The 15,953-nt window shown below is 34.5% G+C and carries 15 protein-coding genes and 1 pseudogene; 1 reads left to right on the plus strand and 15 read right to left on the minus strand.

The annotated features are described in order from the left end of the window. Positions 1 to 141 precede the first annotated feature (141 nt). From tnpC to ACFSO7_RS09045, 14 genes and pseudogenes are all read right to left on the minus strand, one after another. Positions 142 to 1,749 (minus strand): IS66 family transposase, encoded by a 1,608-nt coding sequence (tnpC, locus tag ACFSO7_RS08980; protein ID WP_377876975.1) that lies wholly within the window; start codon positions 1,747 to 1,749, stop codon positions 142 to 144. Between the two features lie 60 nt (positions 1,750 to 1,809). Beyond that, positions 1,810 to 2,169 (minus strand): IS66 family insertion sequence element accessory protein TnpB, encoded by a 360-nt coding sequence (gene tnpB, locus ACFSO7_RS08985; protein WP_377876976.1) that lies wholly within the window; start codon positions 2,167 to 2,169, stop codon positions 1,810 to 1,812. Beyond that, positions 2,163 to 2,480: an IS66 family insertion sequence element accessory protein TnpA gene (gene tnpA, locus ACFSO7_RS08990; protein WP_377876977.1), complete on the minus strand. Its 318-nt coding sequence runs from the start codon at positions 2,478 to 2,480 to the stop codon at positions 2,163 to 2,165. The genes tnpB and tnpA overlap by 7 nt, the downstream gene beginning before the upstream one ends. 77 nt (positions 2,481 to 2,557) lie before the next feature. Then, positions 2,558 to 3,046, minus strand: coding sequence for a serine hydrolase domain-containing protein (locus tag ACFSO7_RS08995; RefSeq protein WP_377876978.1), 489 nt, complete (start codon positions 3,044 to 3,046; stop codon positions 2,558 to 2,560). A 230-nt stretch (positions 3,047 to 3,276) separates the two neighbouring features. After that, the gene (locus tag ACFSO7_RS09000; RefSeq protein WP_377876979.1) at positions 3,277 to 3,942 is read right to left on the minus strand and encodes a YdcF family protein; all 666 of its coding nucleotides are present in this window, start codon (positions 3,940 to 3,942) and stop codon (positions 3,277 to 3,279) included. Positions 3,943 to 4,183: 241 nt separating this feature from the next. Continuing rightward, entirely contained in the window at positions 4,184 to 4,765 is a 582-nt protein-coding gene (gene plsY, locus ACFSO7_RS09005; protein ID WP_377876980.1) for a glycerol-3-phosphate 1-O-acyltransferase PlsY, read from the minus strand. Between the two features lie 326 nt (positions 4,766 to 5,091). Beyond that, positions 5,092 to 5,406, minus strand: a complete 315-nt coding sequence (locus ACFSO7_RS09010) for a hypothetical protein (RefSeq protein WP_377876981.1) — start codon at positions 5,404 to 5,406, stop codon at positions 5,092 to 5,094. Positions 5,407 to 5,479: 73 nt separating this feature from the next. After that, positions 5,480 to 6,019: a GNAT family N-acetyltransferase gene (locus ACFSO7_RS09015; protein ID WP_377876982.1), complete on the minus strand. Its 540-nt coding sequence runs from the start codon at positions 6,017 to 6,019 to the stop codon at positions 5,480 to 5,482. Positions 6,020 to 6,196: 177 nt separating this feature from the next. Continuing rightward, a pseudogene (locus ACFSO7_RS09020) lies at positions 6,197 to 6,436 on the minus strand (GNAT family N-acetyltransferase); the annotation flags it as partial. A 196-nt stretch (positions 6,437 to 6,632) separates the two neighbouring features. After that, complete coding sequence (locus tag ACFSO7_RS09025; protein WP_377877051.1) at positions 6,633 to 7,904, minus strand: UDP-N-acetylmuramoyl-tripeptide--D-alanyl-D-alanine ligase; 1,272 nt, start codon at positions 7,902 to 7,904, stop codon at positions 6,633 to 6,635. A gap of 839 nt (positions 7,905 to 8,743) precedes the next feature. Further along, the gene (locus tag ACFSO7_RS09030) at positions 8,744 to 9,223 is read right to left on the minus strand and encodes an NUDIX hydrolase (RefSeq protein ID WP_377877052.1); all 480 of its coding nucleotides are present in this window, start codon (positions 9,221 to 9,223) and stop codon (positions 8,744 to 8,746) included. A 167-nt stretch (positions 9,224 to 9,390) separates the two neighbouring features. Beyond that, positions 9,391 to 9,831 (minus strand): NUDIX hydrolase, encoded by a 441-nt coding sequence (locus ACFSO7_RS09035; RefSeq protein ID WP_377876983.1) that lies wholly within the window; start codon positions 9,829 to 9,831, stop codon positions 9,391 to 9,393. Positions 9,832 to 10,031: 200 nt separating this feature from the next. Next, positions 10,032 to 10,487, minus strand: coding sequence for a GNAT family N-acetyltransferase (locus tag ACFSO7_RS09040; protein WP_377876984.1), 456 nt, complete (start codon positions 10,485 to 10,487; stop codon positions 10,032 to 10,034). An 861-nt stretch (positions 10,488 to 11,348) separates the two neighbouring features. Beyond that, positions 11,349 to 11,918: a dienelactone hydrolase family protein gene (locus ACFSO7_RS09045; RefSeq protein ID WP_377876985.1), complete on the minus strand. Its 570-nt coding sequence runs from the start codon at positions 11,916 to 11,918 to the stop codon at positions 11,349 to 11,351. A gap of 303 nt (positions 11,919 to 12,221) precedes the next feature. Between ACFSO7_RS09045 and ACFSO7_RS09050 the strand changes: the two genes are divergently transcribed. Next, on the plus strand, positions 12,222 to 12,362 hold the full coding sequence (locus ACFSO7_RS09050; protein ID WP_377876986.1) for a hypothetical protein: 141 nt from the start codon (positions 12,222 to 12,224) through the stop codon (positions 12,360 to 12,362). A 314-nt stretch (positions 12,363 to 12,676) separates the two neighbouring features. On the opposite strand, the gene ACFSO7_RS09055 is transcribed toward ACFSO7_RS09050, so the two are convergent. Next, on the minus strand, positions 12,677 to 15,946 hold the full coding sequence (locus ACFSO7_RS09055) for a S8 family serine peptidase (protein ID WP_377876987.1): 3,270 nt from the start codon (positions 15,944 to 15,946) through the stop codon (positions 12,677 to 12,679). Between the last annotated feature and the right edge of the window lie 7 nt (positions 15,947 to 15,953).

The raw sequence follows: 15,953 nt of genomic DNA on the forward strand, positions 1-15,953 counted from the left end.
CCTTTAATATCTTCAATTTTTCCTCTACAGGATAAGCCCTTTTAGACAAAATAAATACTCCCCTTGAGTAAACAGATTTTTATTTTTTAATCTGTCTACTTAAAGGGGAGCATATCATTCTATAGATGGGGAAAAAGTTTATTATTTAGATAATTGGTTAAACACTCTACAATAGATCGGCAGGGTTGTTGACCAAGGTAATAATTTATCTAAGGCACTTTCATCTTTAATATCCATGTTGGGAAGAACCTCAAATAGATAGCGAAGATAATAATATGGATTCAATCCATTTTCTTTAGCTGTCTCTACAATACTATATATAATGGCACTTGACCGTGCACCTTTCGGTGTATTTGCGAACAGCCAGTTTTTACGACCAATTACGAATGGCTTAATTGATCGCTCACTTCGGTTATTATCGATTTCCAAACGTCCATCTTTTAAAAAGGCCTCTAATTTCTCCCACTGGTTTAGGCAGTAGATGATTGCTTCACCAAGTTTACTTTTTTGTGCCACGTTTTGCTCTTGTTTTTTAAGCCATACCAAAAAAGCATCCAAGACTGGCTTGCTGGATTCTAAACGTTTCTCATAGCGTTCTTCAGAGGTTAAATCCTTTAGTTCACGCTCAATAGTATATAGCTGATTACAGAAGTATAAACCATCAGCTGCTGTTAAAGATCCAACACGTTTCGAGGCAGGCACAGCTTTTAATGCCTCATCAAACTTTCGACGAGCATGTGCCCAACAACCTATAAGGGTGGCACCAGGTACCTTGTGGTACCCAGGATAACCATCCACTTGAAGGTATCCTTTAAAGTCTTTAAGGAATTTTTTGGCGTTTTCACCTGCCCGTGTTTCTTGATAATCGTAAAGGGTAATAGCAGGGCCTATTCTTCCTGTACGATAAAGCCAAAGATAAGACTTTGATGTAGCCGGGCGACCAGGTTCATGAAGCACCTGTAGTGAACTTTCGTCTGCATGTAAAATATCTCGTAGAAGTAAGAGTTGGTGCATCCGATTGTATAGAATACTCAACCAGTTACTTGCCCCATAAACCATCCAATTGGCAAAGGTTTGTCTGGATAAGGCAACCCCAAGTCGAGCAAATTGCTTTTCCTGACGATATAAAGGCAGTCCGTCAACATATTTCTGTGACATAATGTGCGCTAGTAAAGATGGTGAAGCTAAGCTTCCGGAAATAACAGGGTTTGGCATCGCAGCTGTTTTGATTGGAGTTTCGATCTCCTCACGTTCACAATGACGGCAAGAATAAACATATCGAACATGCTTAACCACTTTTAATTCCGCAGGAATAAATTTCAGTTCTTGGCGTACTTCCGTACTCATTTCATGTAAAGTTCCACTGCAACACGAACAAACCTGCTTTTCAGAGGATAAGCGGTATTCAACCGTCTCCACAGGCAAGTTTTCTAACATCAATTCACGATGTCCACGTTTTTTCCGACGACGTTGATAGGTGATAGATTCTAGCGTAGGTTCAGGCAGATCTGGATTAGATTCCTTTTCTACTTCATTGAAAAGTTCTAATTGATCTGGATGCGTTTTTTCACTAGAAATGCCGAATCTCTTCTGTTGATAGAGACGAAACTGTTCTTCAAACCATTTTAATTTGGCCTCTAACTCGTTTTGTTTTTCTAGTTTCGCCTCTAATTCAGCATTTTTCTTTTCCAACTGCTCTAAACGCTTTTGAAGTTCTTCAATTGTAGTGTTTGTGGTGGATGATTTCATTGTCTTTTCCATAATTCTATTATACTAAAAAAACAACTAGATTTCTTCATTAATATATACTTATATGACTGTTTTTGCAGTTACAACTGGATGAGCCTGTTTCTGTTCTAACGATAAGCCATCTAGTATCCAACGAAATTGGCGACGGGAAATTTTTAAGGGAACTGAGCTATTATTATCGGGTGGCCAGTGGAATTTTCCACGTTCTAACCTTCGATAATATAGCCAAAAACCATTATGATCCCAATGTAGAATTTTCAGTTTATCCCGTTGCCGGTTGCAAAAAACAAATAGACTTGGGCTAAAAGGATCAAGGTTAAATTCCACTTGTACAAGCACAGCCAACCCATCAATGGATTTTCTCAAATCCGTGCTACCTCGTGCGAGGTAGACACGATCTATCACGGCTTCGTTTAACATATTGATCTTAGCGTCCTTACCACATCTAAAAGTAATTTGGGATCAAATCCGGACTTCACCTCCACAGAAGCCTGGCCAACCCTTACAATCAATGCGTTATTAGAATTTTCAGTTGAATCATCCATTTCTACAGAAAGCCATTTAGAAGAAACAGTAACCTGGGTTTGAAGAGCTTTAAGTCTTTTCTTCCAGTACCAGAACTGATGAATATTTATATCATTGGCAATACACCATTTTGATGCACTTTGTCCACTAGAAATAAAGTTGTCCATACGCTGTTCCCATTCAATTCTAAGTTCAGATTTATTCATCGCAAAACCCCCATTTAGATTTTAAGGAGATTATCGCATAGAAAAAGGCGTCAAACCATGTGGGTATAGTTTGACGCTTACTCAGCTACCGATTTGCCAGTAGTGTTTTTAACGATTTGGGTTAAGATATCAACTCCAATACCCCGATATGCCCAATTCTCACCAGACGGAAATTCTCGATATATATCCCCATTAATTCTCTTTAAGCCATGTGTATGTGTTATTAGATGTCTTATTGTTGTGCCATTTAATTCGGGGGTTTTACTCAAGGGAAGGTACTTCGTAAGTAAATCATCTATTGACTCTATATAGCCTTTATTTACCGCATATGCAACTGCAAATCCTATGTAACTTTTCCGAACTGATGCTATATGAAATTGTGAATCTTCCTGAATAGGTCTTGCATTAGGTTCTTTGGAATGCTTCCCCCAGTATTCTTCTGTAACTATTTCATCATCATGAATAATAAGAACAGATGCACCAGAACAGTCAACTTCTTTAGATGTCTCCATTACATTGGATACAACCAAATCAAACCGTTTATTTATCTTTTCATTAATTATCATTATTCCCCTACTTTTCTTTTTGTCTTGGCTATAATTTTATTCGACAAATTAAAATATAAATCCTCGTCCCCTCTTAAGGTAAATTGCTCCTTTACTCCCTGAATGAATGAAAATAAGCCAAAAATAAACAAGTTATGTATAAAAACTTGCATATTTTTGGCTTAATGAGTTCCTTACTTAAGGAAGAATAGCCCCCGTTACTTGATTAAGGAACTACTTACTTTATAAATTTAAATAACGTATTCTTCTAATCCATCTATTTCTTTTTCGACTGGCAAGATATCACCTCTTCTCCCATAAAATATGATTCGTAAAAATTCTCCAAATACCCTAGAACGACCTGCTTCAGTGTTCATCCAATTTTCTCTTGTTATTGGAACACCTTGATAAATGGAATCAAAACCATACTGAATATACCGTATTTCATTTGAAATATGCTTTGCGAGTGTACGGTACTGACGACCTCCTGCGTGGTTTTTACATACAAATAGCAAGCTATTTATTTCATTAAAATTAAATACTTCTTTTGCATATAGAACATTTTCTAATGTATTTCTCGAACGATTCTCTGAAATAATATCTTCTTCTTTTATACCTGATTCAATCAATTTGGCAATTATTATAATTGACTCAGGAACATTTTTATCTTTCCATTCAGGATGACTTACTCCCGTTGGACTTACACCACCAGTTACAATAATTTTTTTGGATAACCCCTTTTTATATGCCTCGATAGTTTTCTCCCAATGACCTGGATGTGTACCTGAAAAAACAAAGATGGCATCGCACGGTTCTGGTTTTATGTTGTGTCCAAAAACAATATTCGTTAACTCAGATATTTGTTCAGGTTTTAATTCAGGAACAATTGGTTCCTTAGGTATTATTGGTTTTCCCACTAAATCCCACCTCCAAAATCTATTAATTCTTCACAGACATATTTATCTCCTTCTTATGCAATTAAACTGCCCTTTAATGGATCTCGCACAAAAAAGCCGAGAAAAACAAGTCTTAATGAATAAAAACTCGTATATTCTCGGCTTTCTGTATTAGCAGCTTAAGGCACAATCGCTACCCGTTAGTGAAGTATCACTATTCTTTTAATTAAAGGTAGGCTCCCTTTAACTTAACAAGTAACACTCAATATCTTTCGAATATTTTGTTCTCTGTTCCATTTAGAATTCTCTTTATATTTTGTCGATGAAGAATGATTATTGATACGCTTATTAGTAGAGAAAGTGCTATGATAACTTTATCTTCAAATATTAGACTGTAAATGAACAGCACTATACCAGCCAACATTGAACTTATTGATACATACTTAGTAAATAACAAAGTTAACACAAACACAACAAAACCAACAAAAACACCTAAAGGCGTCAAAAATAAAAAAACTCCAGTTGCTGTCGCAACAGCTTTTCCACCTTTAAAACTAGCAAATACAGAAAATATGTGTCCTAATATGGCTAATAAACCACATACAATAGGGTTAACCGTAGAACTAAGTAATAGTGGAAGTATACAAGCAAGCGTACCTTTTAATATATCAGCAATTGCAACAATTACTCCAGCTTTTATACCTAAAACTCTATAAACATTAGTTGCACCAAGATTACCACTACCGTAATCACGAACATCTTTCTTATTAAACATTTTACCGATTACTAAAGCAAATGAGATTGAGCCTATTAAATAACTTAAAATCAGAGTTATAATGTTCAAAGTTTATCTCCTCAAATAGTTTGTTATTTTAAGTATTTCAATTTGTTGTATATTTTTTCCTGCAATATTTCTTGCGTTAAACTGCTTTTTCTACTCCCTGAAGGAATGAGAATAAGCCAAAAAATAAACAAGTTATATTTTTGGGCTTATTAAGATAATTACTTAAATAAGGGTTGCACTCCTTTACTACCACAAAGTTAGTCCGGTCTCTGCTATTTTCATTAGTTCCAGTACACGGAAAACAATAATTTTCCTCAGCAAAAATGAGTATCGATGTTGGATCAACGCCCGCCGATAGTTGCTTAACTTTCTTTATGGAGGGTTATTCAAGAAACAGCCAGCCAAATAAGAGAAATAATTGATAAACTTATTTGAATTCCAATAATAATGGATTTTTTTCGAATACTTAACTTGTTCAACCAATAATAAGAGATTACTGATAAAACAATTGACAAAATTGGACCAATTCCTATTCCCATAACCCCCAACAAACCTACCCCTGGATAGATATGATTTTCTTTCATATAAGAATCTACATCCGTTGTTAACTCAGTAAATAAAAATGTTGCAGCTATCAATAAAAGCCAATAATTAAATGTACTTGCCAGAATGAAAATAGAACTTATCCAGATATTTTTCATCATTTTCCCCTTGGTATAATTTTACACTAAGGCTATCCGTTATTTCTTTAAGATGAAGGTACTATTAACTGGTTTAATTCCATTCTTGAATTAATATTCCATAGACAACCGTATCGACATAGTGGTCATATAACCATTCTGACTGTCTGATAACTCCTTCATTTATGAAACCCAATCTTTCTGGAATGCTTCTACTTTTTTTATTCTCAACAGCGGCTCGAATTTCCACTTTATTTAAATTGAGGTGATTAAAGGCGTAGTTGGTCAAATCTTTAGCAACTTTGGTGATGATCCCTTTTCCTTGATATTCTTCTCCAAGCCAATATCCTATATATGCCGTCTTGTTGGACCAATTTATATTATTAAATCCTGCCACTCCAACAATTTCTCCATTAAATAAAATTACTGTGTTTAAACTTTTATTTTCGGCATAACCTTTTAAACAACTCTGGATAAACTTTCTTGTATCCTCAACTTTTGTTGTGAAATCCAGCCAAGGAAGCCATTCTCTACGAGAGTTTCTTGATTTGTCGGTTAGTTCAAATATTCTTTCAGCATCTTTCAAGTCAATTTTCCTTAAAGAGACATTTTCATCAATTTTATGTATAAACATATTCTTCTCCCTTATTTTGTAATATGTATTTAATACAAGATATTCTATGGATTATATGATTTTTCCTTCCGCTACTATCCTGCCCTTTAGTTCCCAAAAAAAGAGATCGCATAACACGATCCGGTTGTGCTACAAAAGCCCCCGTTAGTTCTAGTACAATCATTCACTATATGATCGTTAACGAACTAAAGCATATATACAGGTATCAGTAAATTTGCTACCATCAGCGGATAAATCATCATTCTTTAATGTACCTTCTAACTCAAACCCTAACTTTTCAGGGATTGAGCGACTTTTAAAGTTGGTAGACTCACATCTAATTTCAATTCTTTTAAATCCAAGTTGATTAAATCCAAATTTTAATAACTCCTTAACAGCTTCTACCATAAATCCTTTGCCACTGAATTTTGTATTAAGTGGATTCATCTCATTACCTCCTTTTTTATGGGAATAATGGTTTATTTATTCTATTTCCCCCCATAAATACCCTTCCAAATACTTCCTTAAATATAAAAAAGCCCAAAATAATATGCAGGATAATAAAAATAACCTTGCATATTTTAGCTTTATTAATTGGGCTGTTATGCAATATAAGATTTCGTTACTTGTATTGTTATAATAATTTGTTAACAATCTCTTCTAAAGTCATTCCGCGTGAACCTTTAACTAAGATAATCTCGTTTGCTTTAGATATGCTCTCAATAAAATTAACAATTTCATTTTTATCGATTAGATGTTGTACTCTTGAATTACCTAAGTTTATTTTGGCTTCATTTGCTATAAATTTAGATAGAGGACCATGTGTAACTAGAAAATCAATTTTACTTGGATCAATAAATCTTCCAATTTCTTTATGATATTCTTCTTCTTTTTCTCCTAATTCCAACATATCACCTAAAACTAAAATTTTCTTATCATACCCTACCAATTCCTGAAAAGTTTCAATAGCAGCTTGAACAGAATTTGGACTTGCATTCCAGGCATCGTTAATGATTGTAAAACCTTTATTTGAATTTAATTTTTGCATTCGCATTTCAGTAATGGTTAAATTCTTTAAACCACTAACAATGTTTTCCTCATTAATTCCGAGTTCCTTACCAACAGCAATAGATGCTAAGGCATTTTGTATATTATGTTTACCTAATATCGGAACAGTATATTGCGGTGAATTCTTTTTATTTATGAGGAATTTATACTCCCCAGACTCATTAATAATTGAACTAGGATAAAAATCATTATGTTCTGTCTCACCAAAAGTAATAAACCGAATACCTCTTGTTTTGGGAGTATTTTTTACACCCTTTAAAAATGGTTCGTCACCATTATATATAAGTAATCCAACTTCCTTTAATCCGGAAACAATTTCTAATTTTGCTTTTGCAATTTCCCCTCTGGAACCTAAAGTTGCAATATGTGATAAGCCAATCATTGTAATAATACCTATGTCAGGTTGGGCTATTTTAGATAATCGTTTAATTTGACCTTTTTCACTCATACCCATTTCTAGGACTACCATTTCATCATCTGCTGATACTTCTAATAGGGTTAATGGTAATCCAATTTGACTATTTGTTTTATGAACTTTAAATGATGTTCCTAATATGGAATTCACCATATCCTTTGTAGTTGTCTTGCCATAACTTCCAGTAATACCGATTACTTTAATTGAAAGTTGATTCCGATAGGAAGATGCTAATGTTTGTAAAGCGGACAGTGTATTATCTACGAAAATCAGAGATATTCCTTCTGGAGGATTGGGATGATCTTTTTCCCATAAAGAAGCAGTTGCCCCCTTTTTTATTGCTTCAATGACGTAATCGTGTCCATCCTTTATCCGTACAATTGGAATATACAGATTTCCATTTTTTACAGTTCTAGAATCAATTGATACACCTTAGACACATAAGTTACCAAAATTTGCTTCTAAGCCATCTCCATTGATCATCTCTTCGATAACCTTTAGGCTTCTTTTTATCAAAAAAACTCCTCCATTTAATAAAAGAACAATATTTTATCCATTATTATTTAATTCTACATATATAGGTATTATTCCTATATTAAAAACCCTAATCCTTAAGGAAGTATTCTGCTCCTTTACTCCCTAAAGTAATGAAAATAAGCTAAAAATAATCAAGTTATGTATAAAAACTTGATTGTTTTTGGCTAAATGAGATCCTTACTCAAGGAAGGATAGCCCCCGTTAGTTCCATAAATCCCATGTTTTTTTAAACATCATGTAATGCTTTATAATCGACATATAATGAATAAGCAGTATAGATACAAAATATAAGTACACCTATAGAAACAAAAATATGTATCAATAAAATAACTTTATAAATGATAAGGAAGCTGGCTTGTTTTAGCCAATTTAATAACTTGAAAGTCAAAAAAGCAAGTCCTAAACCAAAACCAGTTATTAGTGCTAGTCCCCCTTCCATCTTGTAATGTATATCGATTAAAACTGATAAACAAAATAATAGTACGTAATAATTTATGGTTAAAATAATAATAAGGTTTTTAACAAATGTATTAGAGAGACCCTCTAATATGTTCAGTTATTATCACTCCTTTCGATATGTTGATGGAGACAGTCTCAATATTAATTATATAAAAGTGGAATATTCAAACGGCAGGTTATATATGGATTTGGTAACTAATCTTCCTTTTATACACAAAAAGGTGACTGTTCTTATTGAACAATCGCCCTCGTTAATGAATAAACTTTTATCTGCTTTCTTGTTTTCCATTTGTATAATGTTTAGATAAAAATTCATCCAATATCACTTTATGGCTTTTCACAATATTTGTTGGTAACTCGTCAGGATAAAAGAAATCAAATTTAATTGATTCAGATTTGTCTATGTTTAATTCCCCTTCATAACCCTCCGAATAATAGGCAACAGTTACGACATAAAATTCATCACCATTTTCAGCCATTATATAGTTTTGTGGACCTGAATAAACATTGATTAACTGTAATTTATCAACTGTCAATCCAGTTTCTTCATAAACCTCTCTTTTCGCAACTTCTTCAGTGGTTTCTCCGAGTTCCATAAGTCCTCCTGAAATTCCCCAAGTACCATTGGGAAACTTTCGTTGTTGAAGCAATAACTTACCCATATCATCAACAATAACAGTAACAGAACCAACAAATATTAAAGGTCTATGACCAACTATTTCTCTTAATTCTTCTATGTATCCGATCTATATATCTCCTTTTTACTCTATTTTACATATTATTCTTCTTTAACAATCCTATCCCTTTACTCCCTTAAGGAATGAAAATAAGCCAAAAATAAACAAGACATGTATAAAAACTTGTTTTACTTTTGGTTTGATTAGAATATTGCTTAAAGAAGGATTGCTCCTAGTTAATTTAATTGTAGATCCTCACTATCTTCAATAAAAGCAAGTGTCTTTTCAAATAATTTTGGTTGGATCTCTACATATGTAAGGTTATTTGGAAGATTATCGAATAGTTTTACTTCATCAATTTCTGATACTGGTAATTGACCAATTTCCTTTATCCTTGCAATGTACAACCTTCCAAAAATTTTATTAATGGAATCACCCATTGAATAGTCACAAATTGGAGCAAATTCAAACTCATTGGAACCTGTTTCTTCAAATAACTCTCTTTTAGCTGTTTCCTCAATTGTTTCTCCAGGTTCTCTGTGTCCACCAGGAATTTCCCAGGATCTTCTTACTTTATGTCTAACATAGAGCCACTTACCCTGATAAATAGCACTTATAACTGCAAATTTCAACTTATTATCATTAACTGTGCCTATGTCATAAAATTCAATCTTCATTTTCCACACCTCAAGTAGATAGAAATTTTCACCTTGAATAATTCTCCACATAATGGAAAATCCCTCTATTTTATAACCAATAGTGTTCTGTTTCCTTGTTCAACTAAATTCCCCTTTTGTTCCTTAACAAAATATAAAGCGATCTACAAATGCAAATCGCTGTCTTAGTAAACTAAAGCACTCGTTAGTTCAATAACACGTTAGCTTTTAAACTCCATAAAGTGACTTGAATTAGGAAAATAACTTTCTTTTGAAAATCCTAAAGAAGTATAAAATTTATCGGCTTGTACTGTATCTGTATGAAGCACCAAAAATTTATAATATCTTATTGCTTCGTCTATTATCTTTTTTACCAAAAGGCTTCCTATACCGTTTCTCCTATACTCTTTACTAACATAAAACCTTCTTAGCCTTCCGATAGATTGTTCATTTGAAAATGGATCTTTATTTAATCCACCAATAGCAACAATGACACCTTCTTCATTAAACACACCAAATAATCCTTCTCCAGAATGATTAAAAGTATTACTGCCATTTTTATAATCATTTACTAATCTTTCTACAAAACGAAAACCATCTTCTTTGCTTTGTATTACTAAACTATCCAAATCAAAATTCAACAGATTGTATATTTGCTTAACTTCATATTTCTCCATATGCACTCCCCTTTGAATAACTTTATTCTTGTTAAACAATTCTGCCCCTTAAGTTCCAGAAAAAAAGATCGCATTACGCGATCCAGTAGTACTACAAAAGCACTGGTTAGTTTAATAAGAGGATAATATTTATTGAAAGTTATTAATAATCAATTGAAACCCAAAAATATCTGGTAATATAAAGATCAAAAATAGCCCTGTAAAAGAGAAGGTAATAAATCTTTTTCTATCTAATCCAACTCTTAATTCCCAGAGTCCCAGACATACTAAATACAAGCCTAATAACATACTAATCATTGGTAATATTACCATGTAAATCTCCATTTCTTTTCTCATTCTATGAGTTATGTTTTTATATGTATCTCATTGAATTGACATAGTCCCTTTACTTTAATACGTTTAACTTGAATAAAAGTTCCAATATTGGGTAAATTCTCCATTTTGAATTAACAAAAGTCCATTTCTGCTTATTAAACTATCCTGCCCCTTTAGTACATTAAAAGGGCTCTACTCCTTATTGAAGTAGAGCACCCGTAAGTCTAAGTACACTTTTTGACAAACTAGTAGGATATGGAGTTGGTAAAAACAAATTTATTTTCTAGAGAATTAAGGGGTAATATGATACTACCCTTTTTTAAAAGATAAATAAGTATAAAAAGTGGCGCTTCCTGATCCAGCTCTAAGCGCCAATAATTAGGCGACTTCACAACTCTCCCTACGATAAATTAACATTGGTTCGCAAGCTTACCGTGATTCCATTATCTCAGTTGATTTGCTCCAGTCTTTACGTTTTTAAACTGGCGCTTTTATTACTATTTTGGTCTAATTATGTCCCAGCTGTTGAAAACTTTCCTTTAACAACTATGCAAGAAAGTCGAGAACCCGCTTGATCACAAGTTTCGTCGCGTCAGCATCGTACGACGGTAAACTGCTGTCGGTGAAGAGATGCTCCTTGCCTTCGTACAGAAAAAGTTCAGCTTTATTGGCCGACGCCACAAGATCACGGGCCGCGTTGATGTCACCGTCTTCAACGAAAAAAGGATCTGCACTCATGGAGTGAATTTGCACAGGCAAGTCGACCGGCCACTGAGATTCGAACGCCGAGGTCGGGAGGCAGGCATGAAAAAACAGTGCGCCTCTGGCACCTTCACGAGTTTGAGCGAGCTGCTGTGCTACCGAGACACCGAGTGAAAAACCAGCATAGACGACATCGCGTGAAAGCTCGCTGGCTGCCCGAACGCCACGCGCCGTCACTTCTTCAAAACCGATTTCCTTCACAAATACCAAGCCTTCCTCCAGCGAGGAAAACATGCGGCCATCAAATAAATCTGGCACGTGCACAGTATGCCCCGCTTCTCTCAGTTGATCGGCGATTGCTTCAATCCCCTTCGTTCGGCCTAAAACATGGTGTAACAACAAGACTACTGCCATTGTTTTTTCCTCCAATTTAATGAATTTCATATGTCTAAGTTTCGACAAGAAAGCTTGTTGACCTTCCAGAACTTTACGATTTAGATATATCTACCTTAAGAAAAACCCACCCCTCGCCTTATTCAATAATCCTGCTTCGTTAGTTGATCAACTAAAAAGAGAGCTGCGTGCCGGAATTACATCTTCAACCTATGCCCCATGTACTTTAAGTCCATTTATTCACAATTTTAATTTCTATGATAATTTTTTAAAAGGACCGCAAAATATAAAGGTAGGGAATATCTTAGCAAAGGAGGAACACCAATGTCCAAAGATAAGCAGACACCTTCATCAGAGGTAGATCAAAAGAAACTTTTAGATGATAAAGTGGAGAAAGCTCGTGAAAACAATTTTGAAGATAACCACATTCGAAGAGTGACTACAAACGGTGCCCAAGGGGAATAAGTTTTTTCTTAGGAGCAGAATATCATTTCACGATATTCTGCTTTTTACATTCAGTTAGTCTAATAGGTGTAGACTCATTACAATGTTCATAAAATTAGCACGCTATTTGTTATCTGAAAAATTCGGTCTTTTTTATGGAATTTTCCACAATCGTTCTTCAACTAACCTGCCCCTTTACTCCTTGAAAGAATAAAAATAAGCCAGAAATAAACAAGTTATTTATAAAAACTTATATATTTTTGGCTTATTGAGATCCTAGCTTAAGGAAGGATAGCCCTCGTTGCCTTACTTAAGGATTTCATTCAACTATCTATTTATTTAACCAAATTAAAAGTGATATTCTTTGTCTCTTTTTCCCATTCATTATAAACACTTCCTTCTACCTCCTTTAAAATTTCAAGGGCAGAACGGTCCCAAGTTAAGGTGGTTTCATTAAATGCATCGTCTAGTACCTGAAAGTAGTATGTCATAACAACACCATTGTCTTTTAATTCAGGGCTTGCATCTCCCTTATAGCTAGCTGCAAATTCAATACGATTGCCTATTGTTTTATTTTTCAACTCAATGAAGTTCCCTTTGAATATTTCTCCCACTTGGCCACCGTTCGTTACCGTACCGTCTGAAAGTACTAGTTTTAGCACTGTAGGGTCATACGTAAATCCGTATTGAAGTGCATAGACTTTGCTGGTTTTTTTTAATTCGACTTTGACAGGAATGATGTCACCTTTTTTAGATGTTGGTGTCTCTGCTACAAACATAATGGTTGGAGAGTCATTATTAGGAGGTAGTTCTTCAGGTGTACCAATATCGATTCCTTCCTGTGAACTATTAATAAAGTCAAAGTTTTTCACGCTATAAGAAAAATCTTTTTCACTAATCTGTCCATCTTTGTCAATATCATTGATTTTGATTTCTGTCAAATGGCCTTCGTAGCTTCCATCAACAGCTTTTTTCCCCATATTTCTTGCAACGTTTGCTACATCTGTAATGTCTATTTTTTGAGCATATTTATTTTTATTTTGAACATCCCCTGCCTTTAATATTCCAAAATCTATATCTATTTGAGCTGGTACCAATTTTCCGTTATATTCACTTATAGGTTGTATACCCCTGACAACACTTGTAAAGTGCGATGGATAATTTATGGCAATATCATATTTTTCCTTTGGGTTTAATCCTGTAATTACCAGACTTCCATCAGTATCTAGTGTCCACTCTAAATTTGTTCTGTATCCATCAAAGCTAATTAATCTATTTTCTTCTCCCGAACCATAACCCTTCTTAGTATTATAGATTTCAATAAGAAGCCCTTCCTTAATATAGTTGATATCCGTTCTATGCTTGCCGTTTTGGTCTAATAATGCTTCTGGGCTAACCTTACCCGAAATAGTTCCCGATTTCGTATACACCTCGACTGTTTTTTCTGCTCCTTTTAAATTTTTTACTTCAAGATTTAGATTGGTATATTTGGATGTTTGAGTTTTTATAGTATAGTGCCCAATATTCATAAGGTTATCAGTGACATCAAATATCAGTCTACCAGTCTGGATATTCCCTGTAACGCCTATCATGTCTTTCTTAGCCTTTTTATGTTCCTTTGGATTTTTTCGTAAATCAGTCAAAATCTTCAAGGTCGTATATTCAGTTCCCATTTCATCCTTCCAGGTCCTGACTTTTTCGTAAGTTAAGGTAGATGCTGCGAATCCTGGTACTGGTTCGATATCTTTTATAGAAAAAGCTTTCGAAGGATAAGTTAGAATGTATTCTGCTCCTACCATATCTGAGACTTGATTAGACTGAAGAGCTAGTTCGTATTCCTGATTCATCACAACTTCTTTTTCGCCGACCAACTCTACCGCTGTCTCTTGAACATACTGAACTTGATAATGTTGCTCATTCACTATTCCAGCTTTATCCTTCACACGAAGCACTAAGCGGCTATTTCCATTTGGAAAAATGCCATTCAAGGTGTACTCTAAATGTTTTTCAGGGGTACCCAAATCTTTTATTGGGTCAACGTCTCCTTTAGAGAGAAGCATATTTTTTGAATCATAAAGCTCATATTCCATAGAAATTATGTTCCAATAAAAACTGTATAAGATATCGAAAAGAAAATCACGATAAATTTGAACCGATGTTGATGTAATAAATCCATGTAGCTTGTTTTCATTTATTAAAATCGATTTTTGGCCGGATTGATCTATAGTTCCATTGTCCACTAAAATGTCGGTTGGTTCATTTGAAACAATATATGGAATTTCAAAATAATCCCAATTTCCAAACTCATCTTGACCTTGAATAAAAAGGTGATATAGCCCGCTTGGAACAATCTCATTTACCCCAGTATCAAAACTAAAGAAAGAACCATCCCAATTATACCTATGTGCTCCTTTTTTCAAGTCCTCTCCTGAGAATTCTTTTACGAGACCATAATTTTTTGGGTCAGTTTCGCTCCATAAGTACATTTGAGCTTCCTTCATATTTAATAAATACTTATAATCAAGGTTTGTAGTTTCATCAGTACCATCACCATTTAATGATAAGAATTTTGGATTGGATTCCAAGTAGGAAATTGCCTTTACTAAATCAGGATTTTTATATGCCATAAAAGGTAGTTGGATAGTTGGACCTTCACCTGATAGTAGACTTAAATAGAGATACCCTTCGTATACACCTTTATTTGCATTGACGGGCATATTTATTGATACATTAAGATCGACTGAACCACCAGCTGGAAGGGTCAATTCTTGTTTATCAAAAGAAATAATTGCACTTTCCTTTTCATCATTTGTCGAGACTGGCTCAAGATTGTGTTCATCTAAGGAAGGGAGCCATCTTAAATCATAAGAAACTTTGTACATTGAATCGATTTGAGATAAACTTTTAATAATAATGTTTTTCGTTATCGTTTCATCTTCTTTTATCGGTCCGAAATTTAGTGAGCCTGTCTTATGTTGTACTCCTTCTTCAGCGGTTTCTCCAAAAGGATTTTTCGTATAATAAGCTGTTTCTTGTACTTGAGCTACAACCTCGGTTTCTAATACCCTAACCGCCTGTACGCGTCCTGCCCCTATTTCCTGAATGGTGTATGTGCTTTCACTAGAAAGAGGTGATATTTTTTTGGACGTATTCATTAACACCGTCTTGACATCAAATACATCCATTTCTGGTCGAGCTTCTAGTATTAAAGCGGCTAATCCTGCGATGTGTGGTGCGGCCATGCTTGTTCCAGAGTAGCGATCAAAAGCATTTTGATAGCTACCATTAACACCGGGTACGGTTGAACGAATGTTGACCCCTGGTGCTACTATATCCGGTTTAATATCCCAATTTCCCATAACCGGTCCTTTTGAACTGAAACCAGCAACTTCATCTCCTGGATAAATGTCTATTTCCTCTGCAGTAAAAGTGAAGGTATTTTTTTCTTGACCTGACATTTTTTCAATGAGATCACGTCCATCATCTCCACGCATATCGAACATAGGAAGTGGCCCTTCTTGTGGGAATGGATGATTTATATGTTCATTAATTCCATCTATATTAAAGATAATAACAGCTGTTGCCCCCGCTTTAGAGGCTCTCATGTTGGCC

The sequence above is a fragment of the Bacillus sp. CGMCC 1.16607 genome, assembly GCF_042683745.1.
Lineage (GTDB): Bacteria > Bacillota > Bacilli > Bacillales > Cytobacillaceae > Pseudoneobacillus.

Bases quoted from the DNA above. Each gene is read 5' to 3' on its own strand.
- tnpB (WP_377876976.1), bottom strand. From the start codon at position 2,169: ATGTTAAACGAAGCCGTGATAGATCGTGTCTACCTCGCACGAGGTAGC.
- ACFSO7_RS09010 (WP_377876981.1), bottom strand. From the start codon at position 5,406: ATGAAAAATATCTGGATAAGTTCTATTTTCATTCTGGCAAGTACATTT.
- ACFSO7_RS09015 (WP_377876982.1), bottom strand. From the start codon at position 6,019: ATGTTTATACATAAAATTGATGAAAATGTCTCTTTAAGGAAAATTGAC.
- ACFSO7_RS09035 (WP_377876983.1), bottom strand. From the start codon at position 9,831: ATGAAGATTGAATTTTATGACATAGGCACAGTTAATGATAATAAGTTG.
- ACFSO7_RS09055 (WP_377876987.1), bottom strand. From the start codon at position 15,946: ATGAGAGCCTCTAAAGCGGGGGCAACAGCTGTTATTATCTTTAATATA.
- ACFSO7_RS09045 (WP_377876985.1), bottom strand. From the start codon at position 11,918: ATGGCAGTAGTCTTGTTGTTACACCATGTTTTAGGCCGAACGAAGGGG.
- ACFSO7_RS09050 (WP_377876986.1), top strand. From the start codon at position 12,222: ATGTCCAAAGATAAGCAGACACCTTCATCAGAGGTAGATCAAAAGAAA.
- ACFSO7_RS09040 (WP_377876984.1), bottom strand. From the start codon at position 10,487: ATGGAGAAATATGAAGTTAAGCAAATATACAATCTGTTGAATTTTGAT.
- ACFSO7_RS08995 (WP_377876978.1), bottom strand. From the start codon at position 3,046: ATGATAATTAATGAAAAGATAAATAAACGGTTTGATTTGGTTGTATCC.
- tnpA (WP_377876977.1), bottom strand. From the start codon at position 2,480: ATGAATAAATCTGAACTTAGAATTGAATGGGAACAGCGTATGGACAAC.
- tnpC (WP_377876975.1), bottom strand. From the start codon at position 1,749: ATGAAATCATCCACCACAAACACTACAATTGAAGAACTTCAAAAGCGT.